Origin of the sequence: Pseudomonas sp. CCI1.1 (assembly GCF_034348165.1) — a bacterium.
Classification (GTDB): Bacteria; Pseudomonadota; Gammaproteobacteria; order Pseudomonadales; family Pseudomonadaceae; genus Aquipseudomonas; species Aquipseudomonas paracarnis.
The window spans coordinates 3,638,641-3,661,411 of the sequence record NZ_CP133780.1 but is presented as its reverse complement, the minus strand read 5'-3'; the positions used below and the strand labels follow the sequence as shown (position 1 = coordinate 3,661,411).

The 22,771-nt window shown below is 60.4% G+C and carries 18 protein-coding genes; 11 read left to right on the top strand and 7 right to left on the bottom strand.

Annotation, left to right across the window (positions count from 1 at the left end):
- Window positions 1–31 precede the first annotated feature (31 nt).
- Genes RHM69_RS16435 through RHM69_RS16425 form a run of 3 tightly spaced genes read left to right on the top strand, consistent with a single transcriptional unit; the run spans window position 32 to window position 2,657 of the window.
- Window positions 32–1,471 (top strand): cytochrome ubiquinol oxidase subunit I, encoded by a 1,440-nt coding sequence (locus tag RHM69_RS16435; protein WP_014720025.1) that lies wholly within the window; start codon window positions 32–34, stop codon window positions 1,469–1,471.
- A gap of 1 nt (window position 1,472) precedes the next feature.
- Window positions 1,473–2,480 (top strand): cytochrome d ubiquinol oxidase subunit II, encoded by a 1,008-nt coding sequence (gene cydB / locus RHM69_RS16430; RefSeq protein ID WP_014720024.1) that lies wholly within the window; start codon window positions 1,473–1,475, stop codon window positions 2,478–2,480.
- Between the two features lie 12 nt (window positions 2,481–2,492).
- A complete protein-coding gene (locus RHM69_RS16425) occupies window positions 2,493–2,657 on the top strand; it encodes a DUF2474 domain-containing protein (protein WP_003194328.1) in 165 nt (54 codons plus the stop codon).
- A 49-nt stretch (window positions 2,658–2,706) separates the two neighbouring features.
- On the opposite strand, the gene RHM69_RS16420 is transcribed toward RHM69_RS16425, so the two are convergent.
- Complete coding sequence (locus RHM69_RS16420; RefSeq protein WP_014720022.1) at window positions 2,707–3,831, bottom strand: methyltransferase; 1,125 nt, start codon at window positions 3,829–3,831, stop codon at window positions 2,707–2,709.
- Between the two features lie 138 nt (window positions 3,832–3,969).
- Complete coding sequence (locus RHM69_RS16415) at window positions 3,970–4,680, bottom strand: helix-turn-helix transcriptional regulator (RefSeq protein ID WP_038451576.1); 711 nt, start codon at window positions 4,678–4,680, stop codon at window positions 3,970–3,972.
- 436 nt (window positions 4,681–5,116) lie between these two features.
- Here RHM69_RS16415 and RHM69_RS16410 point away from each other — a divergent pair, with 436 nt between their 5' ends.
- Window positions 5,117–5,893 (top strand): ferredoxin--NADP reductase, encoded by a 777-nt coding sequence (locus RHM69_RS16410; RefSeq protein WP_019818025.1) that lies wholly within the window; start codon window positions 5,117–5,119, stop codon window positions 5,891–5,893.
- Window positions 5,894–5,934: 41 nt separating this feature from the next.
- Here RHM69_RS16410 and mscL read toward each other — a convergent pair whose 3' ends face one another.
- A complete protein-coding gene (mscL, locus tag RHM69_RS16405) occupies window positions 5,935–6,351 on the bottom strand; it encodes a large-conductance mechanosensitive channel protein MscL (protein WP_014720019.1) in 417 nt (138 codons plus the stop codon).
- A 287-nt stretch (window positions 6,352–6,638) separates the two neighbouring features.
- On the opposite strand from mscL, the gene katB reads away from it, so the two are divergent.
- The 3 genes from katB to radA are packed head-to-tail and all read left to right on the top strand — an operon-like array spanning window position 6,639 to window position 10,180.
- A complete protein-coding gene (gene katB, locus RHM69_RS16400) occupies window positions 6,639–8,180 on the top strand; it encodes a catalase KatB (protein WP_020301753.1) in 1,542 nt (513 codons plus the stop codon).
- A gap of 57 nt (window positions 8,181–8,237) precedes the next feature.
- Window positions 8,238–8,777: an ankyrin repeat domain-containing protein gene (locus RHM69_RS16395; protein ID WP_014720017.1), complete on the top strand. Its 540-nt coding sequence runs from the start codon at window positions 8,238–8,240 to the stop codon at window positions 8,775–8,777.
- Window positions 8,778–8,812: 35 nt separating this feature from the next.
- Window positions 8,813–10,180, top strand: a complete 1,368-nt coding sequence (gene radA, locus RHM69_RS16390) for a DNA repair protein RadA (protein WP_003194313.1) — start codon at window positions 8,813–8,815, stop codon at window positions 10,178–10,180.
- A gap of 128 nt (window positions 10,181–10,308) precedes the next feature.
- On the opposite strand, the gene RHM69_RS16385 is transcribed toward radA, so the two are convergent.
- A complete protein-coding gene (locus tag RHM69_RS16385; RefSeq protein ID WP_020301754.1) occupies window positions 10,309–10,677 on the bottom strand; it encodes a PilZ domain-containing protein in 369 nt (122 codons plus the stop codon).
- A 174-nt stretch (window positions 10,678–10,851) separates the two neighbouring features.
- Between RHM69_RS16385 and RHM69_RS16380 the strand changes: the two genes are divergently transcribed.
- From RHM69_RS16380 to yjiA, 3 genes are all read left to right on the top strand, one after another.
- Window positions 10,852–12,918 (top strand): carbon starvation CstA family protein, encoded by a 2,067-nt coding sequence (locus tag RHM69_RS16380; RefSeq protein WP_014720014.1) that lies wholly within the window; start codon window positions 10,852–10,854, stop codon window positions 12,916–12,918.
- Between the two features lie 15 nt (window positions 12,919–12,933).
- Window positions 12,934–13,131: a YbdD/YjiX family protein gene (locus RHM69_RS16375; RefSeq protein ID WP_003194308.1), complete on the top strand. Its 198-nt coding sequence runs from the start codon at window positions 12,934–12,936 to the stop codon at window positions 13,129–13,131.
- Window positions 13,132–13,315: 184 nt separating this feature from the next.
- The gene (gene yjiA / locus RHM69_RS16370) at window positions 13,316–14,272 is read left to right on the top strand and encodes a GTPase (RefSeq protein ID WP_014720013.1); all 957 of its coding nucleotides are present in this window, start codon (window positions 13,316–13,318) and stop codon (window positions 14,270–14,272) included.
- Between the two features lie 189 nt (window positions 14,273–14,461).
- Here yjiA and glyA read toward each other — a convergent pair whose 3' ends face one another.
- Together glyA and RHM69_RS16360 are read right to left on the bottom strand one after the other, a co-directional pair.
- Entirely contained in the window at window positions 14,462–15,715 is a 1,254-nt protein-coding gene (gene glyA / locus RHM69_RS16365) for a serine hydroxymethyltransferase (protein WP_003194304.1), read from the bottom strand.
- Between the two features lie 235 nt (window positions 15,716–15,950).
- Window positions 15,951–19,802 (bottom strand): EAL and GGDEF domain-containing protein, encoded by a 3,852-nt coding sequence (locus RHM69_RS16360; protein WP_019818019.1) that lies wholly within the window; start codon window positions 19,800–19,802, stop codon window positions 15,951–15,953.
- 285 nt (window positions 19,803–20,087) lie between these two features.
- Here RHM69_RS16360 and ettA point away from each other — a divergent pair, with 285 nt between their 5' ends.
- Window positions 20,088–21,752, top strand: a complete 1,665-nt coding sequence (gene ettA / locus RHM69_RS16355) for an energy-dependent translational throttle protein EttA (RefSeq protein WP_014720011.1) — start codon at window positions 20,088–20,090, stop codon at window positions 21,750–21,752.
- Window positions 21,753–21,818: 66 nt separating this feature from the next.
- On the opposite strand, the gene RHM69_RS16350 is transcribed toward ettA, so the two are convergent.
- Window positions 21,819–22,748, bottom strand: coding sequence for a LysR family transcriptional regulator (locus RHM69_RS16350; RefSeq protein ID WP_102666363.1), 930 nt, complete (start codon window positions 22,746–22,748; stop codon window positions 21,819–21,821).
- Window positions 22,749–22,771: the final 23 nt, after the last annotated feature.

Here is a 22,771-nt window from a genome sequence, read left to right as displayed (position 1 = left end):
GCAGCCGGTATTACCTGACAGAGGAAGACTTATGTTCGGTTTGGAGGCGCTAGATCTCGCCCGAATTCAATTCGCGTTCACCATCTCATTCCACATCCTGTTCCCGGCGATCACCATCGGCCTGGCCAGTTACCTTGCGGTGCTGGAGGGCTTGTGGCTCAAGACCCACAACGACACCTACCGTGACCTCTATCATTTCTGGTCGAAGATCTTTGCCGTCAACTTCGGCATGGGTGTGGTATCGGGCCTGGTCATGGCCTACCAGTTCGGCACCAACTGGAGCCGCTTCTCAGACTTCGCCGGTGCCGTCACCGGGCCGTTGCTGACGTACGAAGTGCTCACGGCCTTCTTCCTCGAGGCCGGTTTCCTGGGGGTGATGTTGTTTGGCTGGAACAAGGTGGGGCGCAAGCTGCACTTCTTCGCCACCGTGATGGTGGCCGTGGGTACGTTGATCTCCACGTTCTGGATTCTCGCCTCCAACAGCTGGATGCAGACGCCCCAGGGCTTTGAAATCATCGATGGCCGCGTGATACCGACCGACTGGTTGGCGGTGATCTTCAACCCCTCGTTCCCCTACCGCCTGATGCACATGGCCACAGCGGCGTTCGTGGCCACGGCCTTCTTCGTCGGCTCGTCGGCGGCCTGGCATCTACTGCGCGGCAAGGACAACCCGGCGATCCGCAAAATGCTCTCGATGGCGATGTGGATGGCCTTGATCGTTGCGCCCATCCAGGCGGTGATCGGCGACTTCCACGGCCTCAATACCCTCAAGCATCAGCCGGCCAAGATCGCCGCGATTGAAGGCCACTGGGAAAATATCGGCAACGAACCCACGCCGCTGATCCTGTTCGGCTGGCCGGACATGAAAGCCGAGAAAACCAAATACGCGGTCGAGATTCCGTACCTGGGTAGCCTGATCCTGACTCACTCCCTGGACAAGCAGGTGCCGGCGCTCAAGGAGTTCCCGCCTGAAGACCGCCCCAACTCCACCGTTGTGTTCTGGTCGTTCCGGGTCATGGTCGGCCTGGGGTTCCTGATGATCTTCACCGGTCTGTTCAGCCTGTGGCTGCGCCGGGGCGACAAGATGTACACGTCCAAACCGTTCCTGTACCTGGCGTTGTGGATGGGCCCGTCTGGCCTGATTGCGATTCTTGCCGGCTGGTTCACCACCGAAATCGGTCGCCAGCCCTGGGTGGTCTACGGGTTGATGCGCACGGCGGATGCCTCCTCCGGGCATAGCCTGACGCAGATGACCATTACCCTGGTGTTGTTCGTGGTGGTGTACTTCGCGCTGTTCGGTGCGGGCCTGGGCTACATGATGCGCCTGGTACGCAAAGGCCCCGTGACCCACGACAGCACCGAGCCAGCCCACGGTGGCCCTGGCCAGAAACGCACCCCGGCGCGTCCGTTGTCTGCTGCCGACGATGGCAGTGATAACGACCACGACCACATCCAGCACAAGGGGAATTGAGATGGGTATTGATCTTCCGCTGATCTGGGCCGTGATCATCATCTTCGGCATCATGATGTACGTGGTCATGGACGGCTTCGACCTGGGGATCGGCATTCTTTTTCCGTTTATCCCGGGCAAAGTCGACCGTGACGTGATGATGAACACCGTGGCGCCCGTATGGGACGGCAACGAAACCTGGCTGGTACTCGGCGGCGCGGCGTTGTTCGGCGCGTTCCCGCTGGCCTATTCGGTGGTGCTGTCGGCGCTGTACCTGCCGCTGATCTTGATGCTGATCGGGCTGATCTTCCGCGGCGTGGCCTTTGAGTTCCGCTTCAAGGCCAAGGACCACAAGCGTCACCTGTGGGACAAGGCGTTTATTGGCGGCTCGCTGGCGGCGACTTTCTTCCAGGGGGTGGCGTTGGGCGCCTTTATCGACGGTATTCCGGTGGTGGATCGCCAGTTCGCCGGCGGCTCACTGGACTGGCTCACACCCTTCACGATGTTCTGCGGCGTGGCGCTGATCGTGGCGTATGCCTTGCTCGGCTGCACCTGGCTGATCATGAAGACCGAAGGCAAGTTGCAGGAGCAGATGCACAACCTGGCGCGGCCATTGGCCTTCGTGGTGTTGGCGGTGATCGGCATCGTCAGCATCTGGACGCCGCTGACCCACCCGGAAATCGCGTCGCGCTGGTTCACCTTGCCGAACCTGTTCTGGTTCCTGCCGGTGCCGATCCTGGTGCTGGTTACCATGTACGGGCTGATCCGCGCCGTGGCACGTAATGCGCACTACACGCCGTTCCTGTTGACGCTGGTGCTGATTTTCCTCGGCTACAGTGGCCTGGGGATCAGCCTGTGGCCGAACATCATCCCGCCGTCCGTGTCGATCTGGGATGCCGCCGCGCCGCCGCAAAGCCAGGGCTTCATGCTGGTGGGCACGTTGTTCATCATCCCGTTCATCCTGGGCTACACCTTCTGGAGCTACTACGTGTTCCGCGGCAAGGTCACCCACGAAGACGGCTATCACTAGGAGGGTTGAAACATGTCCAAACCTTCGTTGCACGAAATTGAACAGGCCGAGAAGCAGCCATTGTGGCGGCGCCTGGGGTGGCTGGCGATGATCTGGACCGGCAGCGTGCTGGCCCTGTTTGTGGTGGCCAGCCTGATGCGCATGTTCATGAATGCGGCAGGCCTGAGCACGCACTGATACTCCTACGAAAAAGCCCTGCTTTTCTTGATCGAAAAGCAGGGCTTTTTTATTTACGCGCCTTGAGGATCACGAACTTGGGCGTGGCCGCTACTTGCTCGACACCACGGAACAGCCGCGCCAGCTTGCTGTGGTAGCCCAGGTGACGATTCCCGACGATGTACAAGGCGCCACCGACCACCAGTGCTTCGCGTGCCTGCTGGAACATACGCCAGGCGAGGAAGTCACCGACCACTTGTTGTTGGTGGAACGGCGGGTTGCACAGCACCACGTCCAGCGATTGCGCCTCCTGGCCGGCCAGGCCATCGTCGGCACGTACGCTGACGTCCCGTTCACCCAAGGCGGCTTGCCAGTTTTCGGCGGCCGATTGCACTGCCATATACGACTCATCCACCAAGGTGTAGTGCGCGTCGGGGTTTTGCAGGGCGCTGGCAATCGCCAGTACGCCGTTGCCGCAGCCCAGGTCCGCCACGCGGGCGCTGCCCAGGCTTTTTGGCAGATGCGGCAGGAAGGCACGGGTGCCGATGTCCAGGCCTTCGCGGCAAAACACGTTGGCGTGGTTACACAACTCGATGACCGGCGCATCCAGGGTATAGCGGGTCGGGTAGGGCGAGACCGCGGCAGGGCGCTGCTCGACGCTGGCGATCAGCAACCGTGCCTTTTTGACCGCCAATGAGGCGTGCATGGGCCCGATGTAACGCTCCAGCAATTCACCTGCGGCCCGGGGCAAATGCTTGACCATCGCACCTGCGATCACCTCGGCGCCGGGCGCCAGTTGCCCTTGCAGGCGGATCAGTTGTTCTTCCAGCAACGCCAGGGTTTTCGGCACGCGGATCAACACGCGATCGAACGGCCCGGTCGCGAGCTGGCTAGCCGGTATGAAGGGCACGGCATCGAAGGGCTTGCCGTTGCGCACCAGGTTTTTTTCCAGGCCCTGGGCGGCGAGGAACGAATCGCCGCTGGAGGTTACCTGTACCTGGCCCTGAAGGCTGGCCGCCAGGGCGCCGAAGCTGTCATTGAGGACCAGCACGCGGGTGGCGGCAGTGGGCTGTTGCGCGGCGAGGTGGCTGAGCAGGTATTCGTCGGCGGCATCGAAGGCTTGCAGCGGATCATTGTGTTGCTCTGGCTGACGAATCAGGTCGAGCTGGGCGAAAGGGCTGTCAAGCAGGGGCATGGCGGGGCAAGGCTCTGGGTAATCGACGGACCGTCTGAGTGAACGGCGGGGGCCACGCGAAGCGCACCCTCAACACTCAGAATTGGCCGTAAATATTACGTTTTTTTCAACGCGATGACATGCGGTGTTTTGCGTGGGCTAAAACAGCCCGGCTTTAGCGGCACGCAGCACCGCCTGGATCTTGTTATGCACGCCCAGCTTCTTGAAGGTACTGCTGATATGAAAGCCCACGGTGCGCTCGGACAGGCAAAGAATCGCGGCAATCTCGGAGGCGGTCTTGCCCATCGCGGACCACTTGAGTATTTCTGTTTCCCGGGCAGTCAATTTGCTGGGCGCTTTGATCTCGGGTGCGTTGGCGTACTTGCGCGCGACCACCGCATGCATCACATGGCAAAGCCACAACACCTGGGCGGTTTTTTCGTAGAGCTCTGCAGGGGTGACCTTGCCCTTGCTGCGAACCAGGGTCAGCATGCTGAACACCCCCTGGAAATCATGCACGGGTTGGGTCCAGCCGAAATGCACTCCGCATGCCTGGGCCAACTCCCACAGCTGGGGGGCGTCAGCAAAGGTTTTTTGCTCCCAGAGAATGGGCAGTACCGAAGTTTTACAGTGGGTTACAACGGGGTCTACATCGAAGAAGTGTGCTTTTTTATAAATACTGAGCCATTCATTTGGATAGTTATTGAATAAAATTGGTTTTGTAGGGGGGCATTGTGATTGGGTGCTCATGGTAAAGGAGCAATATTCGAAGCCTAGTTCATAGGTGTGGTTTATCACCATCTCAAACACACTGGTGATTTCACTCTCGCCGTCCAGCTTGGGTAGCCGGGTATTATGCCAATTGACCATCGGTGACTCTCCATAGGTGTCTGTGTAACCTGGGTACGTCCTGATCTCCCAATGCAACTCGAAAAGAAGTGTAGGGTAAGTCCTACAACTGAGTTTAAAAAAAATTTTATCTACAGGGCTCGTTTAGTTCGCCGGTTTTGTACAAGACTCGAAGTTTTGTATAGGAGCGCTTGGCAGGGGCTTTTTTTTCAATGTTTTGAAGGTGGTATCAAAATGATGTCGCTGTAAGTGCCGTTGCTTCTAGTGAGGTATTCGGGGCACGTTAATAGCCAAATAGTTAGTTCCGGAGTGGAGTGCATGGTTGACCCCGTGATGGGCAAAAAACGTGCAGCCCAGCTGAGTGTGCTTTGAGCGATTGCAAAGCCAGTACCAATCATCGGTGTTTGCGCGGGCTGTTTTGAGGGACACTAAAGGCCTGTGCAAAACGGAGCCCCCCATGACGGCCAGTGCTGAGAAATTTACCCGCCAGACCCTGCTCGATGTGCAATCGCTGACCCCCAGCCTGTTCACCCTGCGCACCACCCGCGATGCCGGTTTTCGTTTTACCGCCGGCCAGTTCGTGCGCCTGGGCGTTACCAAGGCGGATGGCAGCACCGTGTGGCGTGCCTATTCCATCGTGTCTTCGCCGTTTGATGAGCATCTGGATTTCTTTTCCATCGTGGTCCCCGGTGGTGAGTTCACCAGTGAACTGAGCCGTCTGAAGGTGGGCGATACCTTGCTGGTAGAGCGCCAGGCTACGGGTTTTCTGACCCTCAACCGCTTTGTCGACGGGCGCGACCTGTGGTTGCTGGGAACCGGTACGGGCGTCGCGCCGTTCCTGTCGATCCTGCAGGACTTCGAAGTCTGGGAAAAATTCGAGCGCATCATCCTGGTGTACAGCGCCCGGGAAGCCAAGGAACTGGCCTACCAGTCGCTGATCGACACGCTGGGTGAGCGCGAGTACCTGGCCGAGTACGCCCACAAGCTCACCTACATTCCCATCGTCACCCGCGAGCAGCATCCGGGCGCGTTGAATGGGCGTATTACGGCCTTGATCGAAAATGGCGAATTGGAGCGGGCCGCCGGCGTGGAGCTGACGGCGCAGGATTCGCGCGTACTGATTTGCGGCAACCCGCAGATGGTCGATGACACGCGCCAGTTGCTCAAGCAGCGGGACATGCAACTGAGCCTGAGCCGACGGCCTGGCCAGGTGGCGGTAGAAAATTATTGGTAGAAAAAAGGCGCCTTGCGAGGCGCCTTTTTTGCATCCGCCGGTTAAAGCGGCTTGTTGTTCTGTGCCTTGAGCAGATCGCGGATCTCGCCCAGCAGCACTTCTTCCTTGCTCGGCGTCGGCGGCAGGCTTGGGGCCACGGCTTCTTCGCGCTTCAGACGGTTGATCGCCTTCACGCCCATGAAGATTGCAAACGCGACGATTATAAAGTCGATGATGCTCTGGATGAACTTGCCGTAGGCCAGGACAACAGCGGGTACATCACCTTGTGCTGCCTTGAGCGTGACGGCCAGATCGGCAAAGTCCACGCCACCGATCAGCAGGCCGATGGGAGGCATTATCACGTCGCCTACAAATGAGGAAACAATCTTGCCGAAGGCAGCACCGATGATGATACCGACGGCCATGTCGACCACATTACCTTTGACCGCGAAGGCCTTGAACTCACTGATCACGCCCATAGGTTATTCCTTGTTACAGTTGAGGAGGGTGGAGGTCAGTGTAATTCAGTCGAACAGCGCTTGCTCGACACAACTGTTAACACTGTCGGTTTTTATCGACACATCAAATCGCAAATAGTTTGCAAAGTGCCATCAATCGCGCGCGAATTAGCCGCTATTTCAGCGAGTTACCAGATTTTTTTCTTAATCGGGTCTGTGGTGTTTTTCTATTTATCTTCTGACTCGCAGGTCACTAGCCTCTGACAAGCACAACAGAATGTGCGCTAAAAAAACCAGAGGAAACCTCGATGAACACTCCAATCAGCCGCAGGCCCGTGTCGGCGCGCCATGCGCTGGCACTGGTAACCGCCAGCCTGCTTTCCCTCTCTGTGCAAGCCGCCAACCTGACCCGCGATAACGGGGCCAACGTCGGTGATAACCAGAACTCCCAGACCGCCGGCGCCAATGGCCCGGTGTTGCTGCAGGATGTGCAACTGATCCAGAAGCTGCAGCGCTTCGACCGCGAACGCATCCCGGAGCGCGTGGTGCACGCACGCGGCACGGGCGCCCATGGCACCTTCACCGTGACCGACAACCTCAGCGACCTGACCAAGGCCAAAGTGTTCGCCGCCGGTGAAACCACGCCGGTGTTCGTGCGCTTCTCGGCGGTGGTGCATGGCAACCACTCCCCGGAAACCCTGCGGGACCCACGGGGCTTCGCCACCAAGTTCTATACCGCCGAAGGTAACTGGGACCTGGTCGGTAATAACTTTCCAACGTTCTTTATTCGCGATGCCATCAAGTTCCCGGACATGGTCCATGCCTTTAAACCGGACCCGCGCACTAACCTGGACGATGACTCGCGCCGTTTCGACTTCTTCTCCCATGTTCCAGAGTCCACTCGTACACTGACCGAGTTGTACTCGGACTCCGGCACCCCCGCCAGTTACCGCGAAATGGACGGCAATGGCGTACATGCCTACAAGTTGATTAACACTAAAGGTGAAGTGCACTACGTCAAGTTCCATTGGAAGAGCCTGCAGGGCATCAAGAACCTTGATCCCAAGCAAGTTACCGAAGTGCAAGGGCGTGACTACAGCCATATGACCAATGATCTGGTCACGCACATCAACAAAGGCGACTTCCCTAAGTGGGACCTGTATGTGCAGGTGCTCAAGCCTGAAGACCTGGCCAAGTTTGATTTCGACCCACTGGATGCCACCAAGATCTGGCCGAATGTGCCCGAGCGCAAAGTCGGGCAAATGGTGCTGAACCGCAACCCGGCCAATGTGTTCCAGGAAACCGAGCAAGTCGCGATGGCCCCGGCCAACCTGGTACCGGGTATCGAGCCGTCGGAAGACCGTTTGCTGCAGGGGCGGGTTTTCTCCTACGCCGATACGCAGATGTACCGCCTGGGCGCGAACGCCCTGCAGTTGCCGATCAACGCTCCACGGGTCACCGTCAACAACGGCAACCAGGATGGCGCGATGAACTTTGGCAAGACCACCACCGGTGTGAATTACCAGCCAAGCCGCCTGTTGCCGCGCGAAGAGCCGCAAGCCGCACGCTACAGCCAGGCGCCGCTGTCGGGCAGCACCCAGCAGGCCAAGATCCAGCGTGAGCAGAACTTCAAGCAGGCCGGTGACCTGTACCGTTCCTACACCAAGAAAGAGCGCGAAGACCTGATCAACAACTTCGGCGGCTCATTGGCCACCACCGATGACGAGAGCAAGCACATCATCCTGTCGTTCCTCTACAAGGCCGATCCCGAATACGGCACCGGCGTGGCCAAGGTCGCCAAGGGCGACCTGGCTCGCGTAAAGGCGCTGGCGGAAAAACTGACTGACTGATTCGTTGGTTATGGTCGGCGCCTTCACGGGCGTCGACCTTTGGCAGGAGAACACCCTATGCGCATCACTATCGGTTTACTGATGGCCATGCTGGCCTTCGCTGCCCATGCCGAGTCCCCCGACCCGGTGGCGCTCAAGGCACAGTTGCAGGACTACTATTTCGACGCCGCCCGTCGTGGCGACCTCGACATGCTCAACACCTTCATAGAGTCCGGCTACGGCCTCAATGCCCAGGATGACAAGGGCTACACCGCATTGATCCTGGCTGCTTATCACGGCCAGGGCCCGTATGTGGAGCGTCTGCTCGATGCTGGCGCCGACGCCTGCGTGCAGGATAAACGCGGTAACACAGCGTTGATGGGCGCCATCTTCAAAGGTGAGCTGAAAATCGCCCAGCGCCTGTTGGCCACCGACTGCAACCCCGACCAACGCAACGGCGCAGGGCAGACCGCCGCCATGTACGCCGGGTTGTTCAAGCGCGTCGAGTTGCTGGGCGCGCTGCAAGCCAAAGGCGCCGACCTGAACGCCGAAGACCCCGTCGGTAACAGCGCTTCACGTTTGGCTAATGGCGAAATCCGGACCCCAGCGTCGCGCTGAGCTATCATCGCGGTTTTTCGGTTGGAGGTTCTCATATGGCAAAGGCCAAGCGCATGTACGGCTGCACAGAGTGCGGCGCGACCTTTCCCAAATGGGCGGGCCAGTGCTCCGAATGCGGCGCGTGGAACACCCTGACTGAAACCATGATCGAGAGCGGCGGTGCCGCGGCCCCCACCGGTCGTGCCGGCTGGACCGGGCAACAGGCGCAGATCAAGACCCTGGCCGAAGTCAGCGTTGAAGAGATCCCGCGCTTTTCCACCGCCTCCGGCGAATTGGACCGGGTGCTGGGCGGTGGCCTGGTGGACGGCTCGGTGGTATTGATTGGTGGTGACCCGGGCATCGGCAAGTCCACGATCCTGCTGCAAACCCTGTGCAGCATCGCCAGCCGCATGCCTGCGCTGTATGTCACCGGCGAAGAGTCCCAGCAGCAAGTGGCCATGCGCGCCCGGCGCCTGGGCTTGCCCCAGGACCAACTGCGGGTCATGACCGAAACCTGCATCGAAAGCATCATCGCCACGGCGCGCATCGAAAAGCCCAAGGTCATGGTCATTGACTCGATCCAGACGATTTTCACTGAACAACTGCAATCGGCACCCGGCGGTGTGTCCCAGGTGCGCGAAAGCGCGGCGCTGTTGGTGCGTTACGCCAAGCAGAGCGGCACGGCGATCTTCCTGGTCGGCCACGTGACCAAGGAAGGCGCACTGGCCGGGCCACGGGTGTTGGAACACATGGTCGACACCGTGTTGTATTTCGAAGGGGAATCCGACGGTCGCCTGCGCTTGCTGCGAGCGGTGAAGAACCGTTTTGGCGCCGTCAACGAACTGGGGGTGTTCGCCATGACCGACCGGGGGCTGAAAGAAGTCTCGAACCCCTCGGCGATTTTTCTCACCCGCGCTCAGGAAGAAGTCCCAGGCAGTGTGGTGATGGCCACCTGGGAAGGCACCCGGCCGATGCTGGTGGAAGTCCAGGCGCTGGTGGATGACAGCCATTTGGCCAACCCACGGCGGGTCACACTGGGCCTGGACCAGAACCGCCTGGCGATGCTGCTGGCGGTGCTGCACCGGCATGGCGGCATTCCGACCCACGACCAGGATGTGTTCCTCAACGTGGTGGGCGGGGTCAAGGTGTTGGAGACCGCGTCCGACCTGGCGTTGATGGCGGCGGTGATGTCCAGCCTGCGTAATCGGCCGTTGCCCCATGACTTGCTGGTGTTTGGGGAGGTGGGGTTGTCGGGCGAAGTGCGCCCGGTGCCGAGTGGGCAGGAGCGGTTGAAGGAAGCGGCCAAGCATGGCTTCAAACGGGCGATTGTGCCCAAGGGCAATGCGCCGAAGGAGGCGCCCCCGGGGTTGCAGATTATTGCTGTGACGCGGCTGGAGCAGGCGTTGGATGCCCTGTTCGAATAATCCGCAACACTGCTGAACACCTGTGGGAGCTGGCTTGCCTGCGATAGCGGCGGGTCAGCTTACCCATCCTTGTCTGATACACCGCCATCGCAGGCAAGCCAGCTCCCACCCTTGATTCATGTTGGCGGCTAGAGCTCCAGCAGGGCGCCCAACTCGCGCTCCAGTTCTTGCTCATCACCCAGGTTCAACTCAACGAACCTACGCAAATGGCTGATCGAGTCCAGATCAATGTGCTTGCACACAAAGCCCAATTGGCCCTGATCTTCATGGGTCAGCCGCGCTTGCATCTTTATATGCGTCTTCTGTTCCAGGCGTATGTCGACGTCAAAGGGCAGCGCTTTATTCCCCTTCCAGTCGTCAGGCCGTTCCACCAGCAATCCCTTGAGTGACAGATCCACCAGTTTCACCGGCCATTCGCTGCCGTTTTGCCGAAGTTCGGCCGTGGCATCAAAGGCGATTCGGCGAAAACGGCGACGTTCAGACGCATGTTCGGTCATGGTATAGCCCTCTGTGAATGGGAGGAGTGTAGCCCGGGGCCATCAAGGGGCGTTTATTTCGGCTTTTTTTAACGGTTGAAGGCTCTAGACCAACGTAGGGGGCTGGTCTTTAAGGCCAGTAGCGCTAAACTCGGGCTGGCTGTCCTTTCTGTCCACCCTGGCTGGAATATAAAAATGAAAAATAATAATAGCCTGCTACGCCACTTACCCTGGCTGGTGCTGGCAATTGTAGGCGCGTGCGCCCTGGGCGTAGTGGCCTTGCGCCGCGGCGAGGCGATCAACGCCTTGTGGATTGTGGTCGCTGCTGTGGCCATCTATCTGGTTGCGTACCGTTACTACAGTCTGTTCATCGCCAACAACGTGATGCAACTCGATCCACGGCGGGCAACCCCTGCGGTGGTCAACAACGATGGTCTGGACTACGTGCCGACCAACAAACACATTCTTTTCGGTCACCACTTTGCAGCGATTGCCGGTGCAGGCCCGTTGGTGGGCCCGGTGCTGGCGGCGCAAATGGGCTATCTGCCCGGTACCCTGTGGCTGATTGCCGGGGTGGTGCTGGCCGGTGCGGTGCAAGACTTCATGGTCCTGTTCCTGTCCACCCGTCGCAACGGCCGTTCCCTGGGGGATATGGTGCGCGAAGAGATGGGCCGCATTCCCGGGACCATCGCGCTGTTCGGCTGCTTCCTGATCATGATCATCATCCTCGCGGTGCTGGCGCTGATCGTGGTCAAAGCCCTGGCCGAGAGCCCATGGGGCATCTTCACGGTGATGGCGACCATCCCGATCGCGATGTTCATGGGCATCTACATGCGCTACATCCGCCCGGGCCGCATCGGTGAAATCTCGATCATCGGCGTGCTGTTGCTGCTCGGTTCGATCTGGCTGGGCGGGCAGATTGCCGCTGATCCGGTGTGGGCCAAGGCGTTCACCTTCACCGGTATCCAGATCACCTGGATGCTGATCGGCTACGGTTTCGTGGCCGCTGTGCTGCCGGTGTGGCTGATTCTGGCGCCCCGCGACTACCTGTCGACGTTCCTGAAAATCGGCACCATCATCGCCCTGGCGATTGGCATCCTGATCACCATGCCTGATCTGAAAATGCCGGCTCTCACCCAGTTCATCGACGGCACCGGCCCGGTGTGGAAGGGCGGCCTGTTCCCGTTCCTGTTTATCACCATTGCCTGTGGCGCGGTCTCGGGCTTCCATGCGCTGATCTCCTCGGGCACCACGCCCAAGTTGCTCGCCAGTGAGAGCCATGCCCGTTACATCGGTTACGGCGGCATGTTGATGGAATCGTTCGTGGCCATCATGGCAATGGTTGCCGCTTCGGTGATCGAGCCTGGCGTGTACTTCGCCATGAACAGCCCGGCTGCCATCGTCGGCACCGACGTGGTCACCGTGGCGCAAACCGTCAGCAGTTGGGGCTTTGCCATTACCCCTGAGGCGTTGTCGGCCGTTGCCCACGATATCGGTGAAACCACCATCCTGGCGCGTGCCGGCGGTGCGCCGACCCTGGCGGTAGGTATCGCGCAGATCCTGCACAGCGTGCTGCCGGGTGAAAACACCATGGCGTTCTGGTACCACTTTGCGATCCTGTTCGAAGCGCTGTTCATCCTCACGGCGGTGGACGCCGGTACCCGTGCCGGTCGCTTCATGCTGCAGGACCTGCTGGGTTCGTTCGTGCCTGCGCTCAAACGCACCGAGTCCTGGACCGCCAACCTGATCGCCACGGCCGGTTGCGTGGCCATGTGGGGCTACTTGCTGTACCAAGGCGTGATCGATCCACTGGGTGGCATCAATACCTTGTGGCCGCTGTTCGGTATCTCCAACCAGATGCTGGCCGGTATCGCGCTGATGCTGGCGACCGTTGTGCTGATAAAGATGAAGCGCCAGCGCTACATCTGGGTGACCATGTTGCCAGCGGTGTGGCTGTTGATCTGCACCACCACGGCAGGCTTCATCAAGCTGTTCGACGCCAACCCGGCGATCGGCTTCCTGTCGCTGGCCAAGAAATACAGCGATGCCCTGGCTAACGGCCAGATCCTCGCCCCGGCCAAGAGCATCGACCAGATGCAGCACGTGATCTGGAACGCCTACACCAACGCAACGCTGACGGCGCTGTTCCTGTTCGTGGTGTTCAGCATCCTGTTCTATGCGCTCAAAGTCGGCGTCGCCGCCTGGGGTAACAAAGAACGTACGGATAAAGAAGCCCCGTTCCAGGCTGTACCGGACGCGTAAACGAGGATTGCAAGCATGTTCAATGACATCAGTCGCCTCGGTAAATACCTCGGTCAGGCCGCCCGCCTGATGGTCGGCATGCCCGACTACGACACCTACGTCGAGCATATGCAAACCAAACACCCGGACAAGCCGGTGATGGACTACAAGGCGTTCTTCCGGGAACGCCAGGAAGCCCGTTACGGCGGCAAGGGTGGGCCCAAGTGCTGCTGACCCGGTAACGCGGGCCAATGCGATATCCCTGTGGGAGCAGGGCTTTCTGTGGGAGCTGGCTTGCCTGCGATAGCATCACCTCGGTCTGACGCAAGCACCGAGTTGTCTGCATCGCAGGCAAGCCAGCTCCCACAGGGGCCTTTGCTCCCACATTTGTTTCTGTGTTTCCTCAAGGAGAATCTCTTTGTCCTCTCCCATCCCCGTCACCATCCTCAGTGGCTTTCTCGGCGCCGGCAAGACCACCTTGCTGCGCCACCTGCTCAAAGCCGAGCACGGCTTGAAAATCGCCGTGATCGAAAACGAATTCAGTGACGCCGGTATCGACACCCAACTGCTGGGCGACGAGCCGGTGCAAGTGATGACCCTGTCCAACGGCTGCGTGTGCTGCACCATCCACACCGACCTGACCAAAGCCCTGTACCTGCTGCTGGAACGCCTGGACAGCGGCGAGATCGCCTTCGACCGGCTGGTGATCGAATGCACCGGCCTGGCCGACCCGGCGCCGGTGGCCCAGACGTTCTTCATCGACGAAGAACTGCGCGAGCGTTATATCCTCGACGGCATCATCACCTTGGTGGATGCGGCCCACGCCGAGCATCACCTGACCCAGACCATCGCCCAGGCCCAGATCGGCTTTGCCGACCGCTTGCTGGTGAGCAAACGCGACTTGGTAGACGACGCCAGCTTCGACGCCCTCAGCCAGCGCCTCACCCGCATCAACCGCCGTGCGCCGATTCGCGTAGTGGACCACGGCAAGATTGATTTGGCCGAGCTGCTGGACGTGCGCGGCTTCAACCTCAATGCCGGCATGAGCCTGCGCCCGGTGAGTGCAGCGCCGTCGGTGGACCGTATTTCCAGCCTGGTGCTACGCACCGACCAGCCGCTGGATATCGACCGTCTCAGCGAGTTCATGAACGAACTGCTGGAAGACCACGGCAAGCAACTGCTGCGTTACAAGGGCGTATTGAACATTGCCGGAGAAGACCGACGCATGGTGTTCCAGGGCGTGCTGAAGCTGTATGGCTTCGACTGGGATACCGAATGGGCCGAGGGCGAGGCGCGGGAGAGTGTGATCGTGTTTATTGCCGATGAGCTGCCCGAAGACAAGATTCGCCAAGGCTTTGAGCGGGTCTACCAATGAACTCGGCTTGAAATGCACGCCAATGTGGGAGCTGGCTTGCCTGCGATAGCGGTGGGTCAATCACTGATGGGCTGACTGCACAACCGCCATCGCAGGCAAGCCAGCTCCCACACTTGACCCTGTTTCAAATTGAAATCGGCATAAAAAAGCCCGGCTCATGAGCCGGGCTTCTTATTCACGCAACTGCCATCAAGCGCCGTATACCGGCAGCTTCTTGCAGATGGCCTTGACCTTCTCACGTACCGCGTCGATCACGGCTTCGTTGTTCAGGTCGGCCAGGATGTCGCAGATCCAGCCCGCCAGTTCCTTGCACTCGGCTTCCTTGAAGCCACGGGTGGTCACTGCCGGGGTGCCGAAGCGCAGGCCGGAGGTGACGAACGGCGAACGTGGGTCGTTCGGCACGGAGTTCTTGTTCACGGTGATGAAGGCTTTGCCCAGGGCAGCGTCAGCATCTTTACCGGAAATGTCCTGCTTGATCAGCGACAGCAGGAACAGATGGTTTTCAGTACCGCCGGACACCACGTCAAAGCCGCGCTCGATGAACACGCTGGCCATGGTCTTGGCGTTCTTGACCACTTGTTGCTGGTAGGTCTTGAACTCAGGCTGCAGTGCTTCCTTGAAGCAGATCGCCTTGGCCGCGATCACGTGCTCCAGCGGGCCGCCTTGGGCGCCCGGGAAAACGGCGGAGTTGAGCTTCTTCTCGATCTCGGCGTTGGCACGCGCCAGGATCAGGCCGCCACGTGGACCGCGCAGGGTCTTGTGGGTAGTGGTGGTGACCACGTCAGCGTAAGGCACTGGGTTGGGGTAAACGCCCGCAGCTACCAGACCGGCCACGTGGGCCATGTCGACGAACAGGTAGGCACCGACCTTGTCGGCGATTTCACGGAAACGTGGGAAGTCCAGGATCTGCGAGTAGGCAGAGAAACCGGCCACGATCATTTTTGGCTTGTGCTCGACCGCCAGGCGCTCGACTTCGTCGTAGTCGATCAGGCCGTTGGCATCGATACCGTACTGAACGGCGTTGTACAGCTTGCCGGAGGACGAAACCGTGGCGCCGTGGGTCAGGTGACCGCCGTGGGCCAGGCTCATGCCCAGGATGGTGTCGCCGCCTTGCAGCAGGGCCAGGTACACGGCGCTGTTGGCTTGGGAACCGGCGTGTGGTTGGACGTTGGCGTAATCGGCGCCGAACAGCTCTTTTGCACGGTCGATGGCCAACTGCTCAACCACGTCGACGTACTCGCAACCACCATAGTAGCGCTTGCCTGGGTAGCCTTCGGCGTACTTGTTGGTCAGAACCGAACCTTGAGCCTCCATCACCGCAGGGCTGGTGTAGTTTTCCGAAGCGATCAGCTCAATGTGCTCTTCCTGGCGCACGGCTTCTTGCTCCATGGCGGCGAAGAGATCGGCGTCGTACTTGGCAATAGTCAAATCACGGCTGAACATGGCGGTCCTCAAGGATCGGGGGCAGAAAAGGAGGGCATTCTAACCCAATGGGTTTTAGATGGCATATGAAAGGACATCATGTCGCGGACAAGTGGTTTTCACTCAGCCCCTGATCGTTCCCACGCTCTGCGTGGGAATGCATCCCGTGGCGCTCTGCGTCACATTTAAAAGCGGACGCAGAGCGTCCAGAATTGCGTTCCCACGCGGAGCGTGGGAACGATCAGGGACGGCACTTTCAGTCAAACATGAACAGCGCATCATTACTGAACTGCACCTCAAACCGATTCGCCGGCATCGGCCGCCCGAACAGGTAACCCTGCACCTCATCACAGCCATGCTCACGCAGGAAGTCCAACTGCTCATGGGTTTCCACGCCTTCGGCAATCACTGCCAGGTTCAGGCTGTGGGCCATGGCAATGATCGCCCGGGCAATCTGTGCGTCCTGCTCACCCGAGGGCAGGCCGTCGACGAAGGTGCGGTCGATCTTCAGCACATCGATAGGGAATTGCTTGAGGTAGTTGAGCGACGAATAACCGGTGCCGAAGTCATCCACCGCGATGCTCAGGCCCAGGTTTTTCAGGCTGGCGAGGATCTGCAGGGCTTCGTTGACTTCACGCATCAGGATACTTTCGGTCAGTTCCAGCTCCAGGCACGCCGGCGGCAGGCCGGTGTCCTTGAGGATAGTGGCGATGCGCGTGCCCAACTGGCCGTCGGAGAACTGCCGCGCCGAGATGTTCACTGAGACTTTCGGCACGCGCACCTTGTTCTGGTGCCAGGTCTTGAGCTGGCGGCAGGCTTCGCCGATTACCCAGTCGCCCACATCCACCACCAGTCCGAGCTCTTCCAGCACTGGGATAAAGTCCCCGGGCGGTACCAGGCCACGGCGCGGGTGGCGCCAGCGCAGCAGGGCTTCGGCGCCGGTCAGGCGTTTGCCGTCGCCGCTGAATTGCGGCTGGTAATAGAGCACGAATTCGTTCTGGTCCAAGGCGTGGCGCAGGTCGCTTTCCAGTTCCAGGCGCTCCAGGGCGCTGGCGTTCATGTCGGCCTGGTAGAACTGGAAGTTGTTCTTGCCGCGCTCTTTAGCGTGATACATCGCCGTGTCGGCGTTTTTCATCAATTGGCTCAGCTCGTTGCCGTCTTGCGGGCTCAGGGCGATGCCGATGCTGGCGGTCACGAAGAATTCGCGGCCCTCCAGCACAAAAGGTTTGACCAGGCTGGCGAGAATCTGCTCGGCCACATGAATGGCGCGGTTCAGCGCCATGTCGCGGCTGACCCGTGGTTGCAGGAGCAAGGTGAATTCGTCGCCGCCCATGCGCGCCACGGTGTCGTCCTCGGCCACGCAGCCGAGCAGGCGCGTGGCCATTTCCTTGAGCATGCGGTCGCCGGCCGCGTGGCCGAGGGAGTCGTTGATCGGCTTGAAGCGGTCAAGGTCGAGGAACATCAGCACCACCCACGACTTCTGCCGTTCGGCGGACTGCAACGCGGTGTGCAGGCGGTCCTGGAACAGGGTGCGGTTGGGCAGGTGGGTCAGGGCGTCGTAGTAGGCCAGGCGGTGGATGCGCTGCTCACTGGCCTTGCGCTCGCTGATATCGCTGAAGAAACACACGTAACTGGCCAGGTCGCCTTCGTCGTCGAACACCGCGGTAATGCCCACCCAGGCCGGGTAATGCTCGCCATTGAGACGCTTGAGCCACACCTCGCCTTCCCAGGTGCTGTGCTGGTGCAATTGCTTGAGCACATAACGCAGATGGGCTTCCTGCTGCTCATCGACGGTGAGCATATTGGGCAACTGGTCGAGCACATCGCTCACCGCATAGCCGCTGACCCGGCTGAACGCCTCGTTGGCTTGCACGATATAACCGGCCGGGTCGGTGATCAGGATCGCCGAGGTGGAATGCTCGAATACCGTGGCCGCCATGCGCAGGTCTTTTTCGGCGCGGCGTTGCTGGCTGATATCGCGGCCCACGCCGAGGATGCCTTCAAACGCGCCATGTTCATCCCACACCAGCACCAGGCGCAGTTCTATCGGCACCTTGCGCCCGTCGGCGCGCAGGCAGTCGAACAGAAACAGTTGGGTCTGCAGTTCATCGCGCAAGGTGTTCAAGGCGTCGGGGTTGCCGAGGGCGCGGCTGACCTGTTCCATCAGGCTGTAAATGCCGGTCAACTGCTGAGGGTTGGCAACGATCGACTGCCAGCCGTTCTTGAACACCCAGTCCACGTCATAGCCCAGGACGGTGTTGACCGAGGGGCTGATGTAGTTGAGGGCCAGTTGGCTGTCGGTGGAGCAGATCACGTCGCTGATGCTTTCGGCCAGCATCCGGTAGCGCTGTTCACTGTCGCGCAGCGATTCACTGGCCTCGATCTGGTCGGTAATGTCCTTGGCCACGCCGATGATCCGGGTGACCACCGTAGACGTATCGCGGGCCAGGGCCTGTTCGCGGATATCGAAGCGGCGCCACTGGTTATTGCGGTGACGAAAGCGCAGTTGGCAGTGCAATTGGGTCGTATAGCCGACCTGGCGTTGTTGTTGGCGCGCGTCATGGTAGTGCTCGGCGTCTTCGGGGTGCAGCAGGATTTCCCAGAAGTACTCACCCATTTGCTGCAACTCGGCTTTGTTGTAGCCCAGGGTGTGACCCAAATGATGGTTGCTGAAAATCATGCGCTGGCTGATCACGTCTTGCACATACAGGTGGTCGGGCACGGTGCGCACCACATCCGACCAGAAGCTTTCACGCTCCACCAGCGACAACTCGATCAGCTTGCGGCTGGTGATGTCGCTGATGCTGAGAATCACGGCCTTGACGTCATCCTGCTGCTCGGGCAAACGCATCACCAGCCACAGGTACTGTTCGTTGCCGGCCACGTCGTTGAGCTGGATTTCCAGCTCCAGCTGTTTTTGCCGAGTCAGTACGGCTTCCAGCACCTGATAGCCGATGGACGTGGCATTGCGCGGGCAGTCATCGATCAGGCGTTCCCACGCCTGCTCGCAGGACGCGACGTTGAGCAGGCGCACGGCCATCTGGTTGACCTCGGTGACGCGCAACTCCTTGAGCAGTTGCTTGCGCTCCGTGGGGTTGGCCTGCAACCAGGCGTGCAACTGCTCACGGCTTTGCACCTGGGTCTTGTTGCAAAACGCCTTGAGCCCCGACAGGTCCAACACGCACAACGCGACGCCGGTGCCTTCGAAGATGTCCTGGTAGCGTCGCCGGCCTTCGTTCACCTGGCGTTGGCGGCGGCGCATGTTGAGCAGCACGATCACCGGGATTAGCGAGAACGCCAGGCCCAGCAGGCACTTGCCGATAAAGGCGGGCAGTAGTTGTTCCAGCACCGCGCTGCGGTCAAACATGCCGCGCAGTTGCCAATCGCTTTTGCTCAACGGCGTGACCAGCACGCTGCGGTTCAATTCTTCCGGTGTCAGGGCGCCGGACCACTGCGCCGGCATGCCGCTGTCACGGCTGACCACACGATGGTTCAGGCTGTTCTCGATTGCCCACATCGGGCGCTGGCCCTGGACATCCTGGCGTGTGAGGTTGGCCAGATAATTGGGCGCCAGGCGCAAGGCCCAGTACACCTTGGAGCCACCGCTGGGTTGGTGCAGCAACAGATAGATGACCGTGCCGTCATTATCATTGCTCAGGTAGTAGGACTGGGCGTGACTGCGTTTGACCAGGTCTTCAAGCAGGGCACTGTCTTGGCTGCCTTCGGCAGTGTCGCTGATCAGTGCGCCGCTGGGGGCGAGCAGGGCGAAGCTGCGCAGGTCCGGTAATGAGCGCTGCAGCGTGCGCATCAGGGCCTGCTGCTGTTCGGCATTGCGCGGCGGCTCGACAATCGGCAACAGGTTCAGGGCGATCTGTGCGCTCAGGGCCATGTTCTGGCTGATCTGCTCGGCCAGGTCGGCGCTGTAGTCGATGGTGTATTGCTGTTGGTTTTTCTGGTTTTGCTGCAATTGGTCCAGCAGTTGCCAGAACAACAGGGCGAGCAACAGCAGGACAAGCGTCGCCAACGCGCCTTTCAAGGTGCCGTGCAGGGGCGCTCCCGGCGCAATATGAGCGGCGCGCAAGGGCGTGGGCGGCGTGACGTTGGACAAACTGTGATCCTGCGGTTTGGCTGGACTGGCGCGCGACGTGCACTATAAGCCGGACGCCCGAAGGGCGGCTAGCATGCCTTGAGTTGTGGCAAAGTGCCAGTCCTGCCTGGCTGGACTGCCCCAGCGCATTCAGGTAGCTTTGCCGGTTACGCGGGGGCGTTCCAGCCCCAGACATTCAGGCTTTTTTTGCTCGCTGGCATTGATGATAGTCAAAGGCCCGCGCGGCGCATGGCCTGGCACGGGCTTCGTCCGCTTAATTCATCAGTCACTGACGCTAGGTTCACCATGGCTCAATACGTCTTCACCATGCATCGGCTGGGAAAAGTTGTTCCGCCGAAGCGGGAAATCCTGAAAAACATTTCGCTGTCCTTCTTCCCAGGCGCCAAGATCGGCGTGCTCGGCCTCAACGGTTCGGGTAAGTCCACCCTGCTGAAAATCATGGCGGGCGTCGACACCGAGTTCGAAGGCGAAGCCCGTCCGATGCCGGACCTGAACATCGGTTACCTGCCGCAAGAGCCGATCCTGGACCCGACCAAGACCGTGCGCGAAGTGGTCGAAGAAGCCGTCAGCGTGATCAAGGACGCCCAGGCCCGCCTTGATGAGGTGTACGCCGCCTACGCCGAACCGGATGCCGACTTCGACAAGCTGGCTGCCGAACAGGCCAAGCTCGAAGCGATCCTGCAGGCGGGCGATGGCCACAACCTGGAGCGCCAACTGGAAGTCGCCGCCGATGCGCTGCGCCTGCCAGCCTGGGACGCCAAGGTCGAGCACCTGTCCGGTGGTGAGAAGCGTCGTGTGGCCCTGTGCCGCCTGCTGCTGTCGGCCCCTGACATGCTGCTGCTCGACGAACCGACCAACCACTTGGACGCCGATTCCGTCGCCTGGCTGGAGCACTTCCTGCACGATTTCCCGGGCACCGTGGTTGCGATCACGCACGACCGTTACTTCCTGGACAACGTCGCCGGCTGGATCCTCGAACTCGACCGCGGCGCCGGTATCCCTTACGAGGGCAACTACTCCGGTTGGCTGGAAGCCAAGTCCGACCGTCTGGCCGCCGAATCCAAGCAGCAATCGGCCCACGAAAAAGCCATGAAGGAAGAACTGGAGTGGGTGCGCAAAGGCGCCAAGGCCCGCCAGTCCAAATCCAAGGCCCGTCTGCAACGCTTTGAAGAAATGCAGTCGCAGGAATTCCAGAAGCGCAGCGAAACCAACGAGATCTACATCCCGGCCGGTCCGCGCCTGGGTGACAAGGTCATCGAGTTCAAGAACGTGACCAAAGGCTACGGCGACCGCGTGCTGATCGACAACCTGTCGTTCGCCATGCCAAAAGGCGCGATCGTCGGCGTTATCGGCGGTAACGGTGCGGGTAAATCCACGCTGTTCCGCATGCTGATGGGCAAGGAAACCCCGGACTCCGGCAGCATCGAGATCGGTGACACCGTGCAACTGGCCTGTGTGGACCAGAGCCGCGACGACCTCGACGGCAGCAAGACTGTGTTCCAGCAGATCTCCGACGGTTCCGACCAGATCCGTATCGGCAACTATGAAATCCCGTCGCGCACCTACGTCGGCCGTTTCAACTTCAAGGGCGGCGACCAGCAGAAGTTCGTCAAGGACCTGTCCGGTGGTGAGCGCGGTCGCTTGCACCTGGCCCTGACCCTGAAAGAGGGCGGCAACGTGTTGCTGCTCGACGAACCGTCCAACGACCTCGACGTTGAAACCCTGCGTTCCCTGGAAGAAGCCCTGTTGGACTTCCCGGGCGCCGCCATTGTGATCTCTCACGATCGGTGGTTCCTTGACCGCGTCGCGACCCACATCCTGGCGTACGAAGATGACTCCCAGGCGGTGTTCTTCGAAGGCAACTACACCGAGTACGAAGCCGACCGCAAGAAGCGCTTGGGTGAGGCCGCTGCCCAGCCGCACCGCGTACGCCACAAAAAACTGGCCTGATGCTGCAATAGCCGCAACAGCCTGTTGAAAAAATACCCCTCACGCAGGGGTATTTTTTTGCCCGCGTTATGCCGGAAGCGTCGTGGGCGCCAGGGCCGGGCGGCTGCGCAGCAATTCTTCGACCACCCCCATAAACGCCTCGACCAACAATGAGCGTGACGGTGAGCGCGTGAGTATCAGCAGGTGTACCCAGGCTTCGGGGTCTGCCAAGGGGCGGTAGACCACGCCTTCCCTGGCCAGGGTGCGGGTGCACTGGGGCACGAGCGAGACACCTTGGCCTGCCGCCACCAGGGCGATGATCGAGGTGATCTGACGCCCCGCAGGGCCCGGGCGCAGCGCCAGGCCACGGCGTTGATACAGGTGCTCGATGGAGCCGTTGAGGCCCGAACCGTAGTCGCTGGGGAACAGAATCAACGGGTACTCACTGAGCTGGGCGAGGGTGACTTCGCTCTGCTCCGCCAGCGGGTTGTCGCTGCAAAGCGCCGCCACCAGTGGTTCTTGCCCCAAGGACAAAGCCTCGACACCGGTTTGCCCAGCCTCCGGCAGCAGGCGGCTCATGCCGACGTCGATGCGCCCGTCTAGCACGTGCGTGTGCAGGCTGCCGGAAGCGCTCTCCACCAGGGTCAGTTGCACATCGGGAAAACGCTGGGCGAAGGCTTGCAGGGTTTGGCTGAAGAGTTCCGACAACGCGATCGAGCTGGCATAGCCTACGACCAGTTGGCCAGTCGAGCCGGCAGCCAGCTTGGCGGCGATGTCTTGTGCAAGCCTGGCGTGCTCCAGCGCTGCGCGGGCATACGGCAAAAAGTGCTGGCCTTGGGCGGTCAGTGTGACCGTGCGACTGGTGCGGTCGAACAGGCGAAAGCCAAGCTCGGTTTCCAGGGCCGAAATCTGCCGCGTCAGGGGCGGCTGGGCAAGGTGCAGGCGCTGGGCTGCGCGGCCGAAGTGCAGCTCTTCGGCGACCGTCAGGAAGTACCGTAACTTGCGTAGATCAAGCATTCTGTTTCCTGGGTATTGATCGG